At 63.9% G+C, this 2931-nt stretch carries 3 protein-coding genes; 1 reads left to right on the top strand and 2 read right to left on the bottom strand.

Annotated features, from left to right (window positions below; genetic code table 11):
• Nucleotides 1-197 (top strand): YfbR-like 5'-deoxynucleotidase (locus tag BG52_RS02220; protein WP_036666779.1); only part of this gene is annotated, 197 nt, incomplete at its 5' end.
• Between the two features lie 125 nt (nt 198-322).
• Here BG52_RS02220 and BG52_RS02215 read toward each other — a convergent pair.
• The gene (locus BG52_RS02215) at nt 323-508 is read right to left on the bottom strand and encodes a hypothetical protein (protein ID WP_036583942.1); all 186 of its coding nucleotides are present in this window, start codon (nt 506-508) and stop codon (nt 323-325) included.
• A gap of 27 nt (nt 509-535) precedes the next feature.
• A partial coding sequence (locus BG52_RS02210) for a DEAD/DEAH box helicase (RefSeq protein WP_036666778.1) occupies nt 536-2931 on the bottom strand: 2396 nt, incomplete at its 5' end.

Below are 2931 nucleotides of genomic sequence, written 5' to 3'. Positions count from 1 at the left end.
ATCTTAAAGCCGCCGATCTGCTCGACGCCTACCTGAAGTGCCTGTCCGAGCTCTCATCCGGCAACCGCGAGTTTGCCGTGGCCAAGGGCCAGGCCGAGCAGAAGCTCGCGCAGCTCGCCATGCCCGAGGTCGAATGGTTCCTCGCGTACATGGCGCCCAGCTTCGGCAAAACGCTCGACGAGCTGTCGGGAGACTGAGCTCGGAGGCTCCACCGAATGACCCGGTCAAGCCGAAAAAGGGGCGGACGGGGCTGCGGAATACCGCCGCCTCGTCCGCCCCTGCTATAATCAGGCGCGGTTCTTTCCATTCCCGCGCTTTCATCCTACTCGCGCAGTCTTTGCACCGCCTTGCGCACCTCGAGAAACAGCTCCCGCCATTCCGGGCTCGCATCGGTGCGGATCCCGCCGGCTTGATCCGGCTCCGCAGAGGGCCCGTCGGCGACCCGCTTACCGGCCCCGGACCGGCCAGCGCCGCCATCCCCACTCACTAAGCGCTCGTTCTCGGCCATCGCGCGCCACCTCCATTATTCATCCCGCTAGCTTTGCAGCCAGCTTCGCCGCAGCGTGAACAGGGCCCGCAGCTCGTCTTTGCCCAGCTCCGTTATCCAGCCCTCCGACTGACCGACCACCTGGTCGTTCAGCGACTGCTTACGCGAGAGCATGTCGTCGATCCGTTCCTCGAGCGTGCCGATCGTGACGAATTTGTGCACCTGCACATCCTTCGTCTGGCCGATCCGGAAGGCGCGGTCCGTCGCCTGATTCTCGACTGCCGGGTTCCACCAGCGGTCGAAATGGAATACATGGTTGGCGGCCGTCAGATTCAAGCCGGTGCCTCCCGCCTTCAGCGACAGCACGAATGCGCAGCCCGGCAGCTGCGGGTTCTGAAACCTCTCGATCATGCCGTCGCGCTCCTTTTTCGGGACGCCGCCGTGAAGGTAGGGGACCGGCAGGCCGAGCCTTTTCTCGAGCTGCGCCTGGATCATCGTCCCCATATCCACAAACTGCGTAAAAATGAGGCAACGTTCGCCCTCCGCCGCAACCTCGTCCACCATCTCCAGCAAACGGGTCACTTTGCCCGAGCGGTCGCTGTCCCATCGTTCCGGGCTGCGCGGCACGTCGCCAAGCGTCAGCGACGGATGGTCGCACAGCTGCTTCAGCCTCGTCAGCGCGGCCAGAATCAGCCCCCGGCGCTGCATCGGGTTCAACCCGTCCAGACCGTCCAGCAGCTCGGTCACCGTGCGTTCGTACAGCGCTCCCTGCTCGGCCGTCAGCGAGACATAGGTTTTCTGCTCGTTTTTATCCGGCAGCGCCAGCCGGATATTCGGATCCTTCTTCAACCGGCGCAGCATGAACGGCTTCACCCACTGCTGCAGCTGGCGGATCATGCCCTCCTCGCGGGTTTTCTCAATCGGCGCAACGACCTCGCGGCGAAACTCGGTCAAATTGCCGAGATAGCCGGGATTCATGAAATCGTAGATCGACCATAGCTCCGTCAGCCTGTTCTCCATCGGCGTGCCGGTCATCGCTATGCGGTGGCGCGCGTCCAACCTGCGAATCGCGGACGATTGCTTGGTGTATACGTTCTTGATATTCTGCGCTTCATCGAGGCATAAGGTATCCCATTCGACCGCCCCGAACTCCTCTTCGTCCAACGGGGCAAGCGCATAAGAGGTGATGACCAGATCGGCGTCCCGCACCGTATCCGCAAAACTCTGGCCCTTCTCGCGACGCGCGCCGTAATGGATATGCACCTTCAGGCCGGGCGCAAACCGCTCAAGCTCCTTCTCCCAGTTGCCGATGACCGAGGTCGGACAGATCAGCAAGGAAGGCGCATGCGTGGCTTGGTCCGAACGGAGCCGTTCCTTCACATGCAGCAGATAGGCCGTGAATTGGATCGTTTTGCCGAGGCCCATATCGTCGGCCAGACAGCCGCCCAACCCGAATTGCCGCAGAAAGGCCAGCCACGATACGCCCTCCAATTGATAAGGGCGAAGCTCGCCGCAGAAGCCCTCCGGCTTGTCGATTGCCGGAAGCTCGGAGGCGTGCTGCAGCCGCTCCAGCCAGGAAGCCAGCTGCTCGTTCAGCTCGATCTCGGCCTGCGGTCCCCGTCCGGAACCGTCATCGTCGAATCCCGGCAGCGGCATGCCGCCGCGCAAATGCCACTCCAGCACGTCCCGGAACGACAGCCCCTTCGACTTGCCTTTGCGCTTCATCCACTCCCGGATCAGCTTCACATCGTTCGGGTCGAGATGCACCCACTCCCCGCGAACGTGAAGCAGCCTCCGGTTGCCCTCCGCCAGCCGGACGAATTCCTCCTCCGACAAATCGATATCGCCGACCGCCAGCCTCCAGTCGAAATCGATGATCTGATTCAGGCCGAACATCGGCTGCTCGGCTGTGCCGACAGACGACTTGATCTTGGCCCGAACCCGCATCCGCCGGTTGCGCGCCGCCTCCCACCAGGCTGGCAGCATTACCGGACAGCCCGCCTGCAGCAGCCGCACGCTGCCGTCCTGCAGAAACCGCCAAGCCTCCTGCTCAGACAGCTCCATCCGCAGCATGGCGGGATGGCCGGCATCGCCGGTCAGCTCCGGAAGCGCGGCGGTCCATTTCGCTTCCTCCTTAGCCAGCTTGAGCCCGATCCATTGCTCCCATTCGGCCGGAGGCTTCGCCGCTTCCGCCTTCCAGGCGCCGTTCTCTTCCCGCGCAAGCGTGAAGATCCGCTCCGGCTCCTGCCGTTCGCGCAGCACGACGCGCAGCCGCCAGCCGTTCCGCTCATCCGGCTCCAGCAGTTGCAGCGCCGTGCGGAAAGGCGTGTCATCCGGCTTCCAGCCGATGCCGACAAGCCAATCGTCCTGATCGGCGGCCATTCGCGCCGACAAGTCGGCGCCGGTGCGTCCGTTCAGCCGGCGCAGCGCGGCAGCCGCCTCGC

Origin of the sequence: Paenibacillus darwinianus (assembly GCF_000598065.1) — a bacterium.
GTDB lineage: Bacteria > Bacillota > Bacilli > Paenibacillales > Paenibacillaceae > Paenibacillus_I > Paenibacillus_I darwinianus.
Note: the sequence above shows the minus strand (reverse complement) of the source record. Positions and strands in the feature narration are given on the sequence as shown.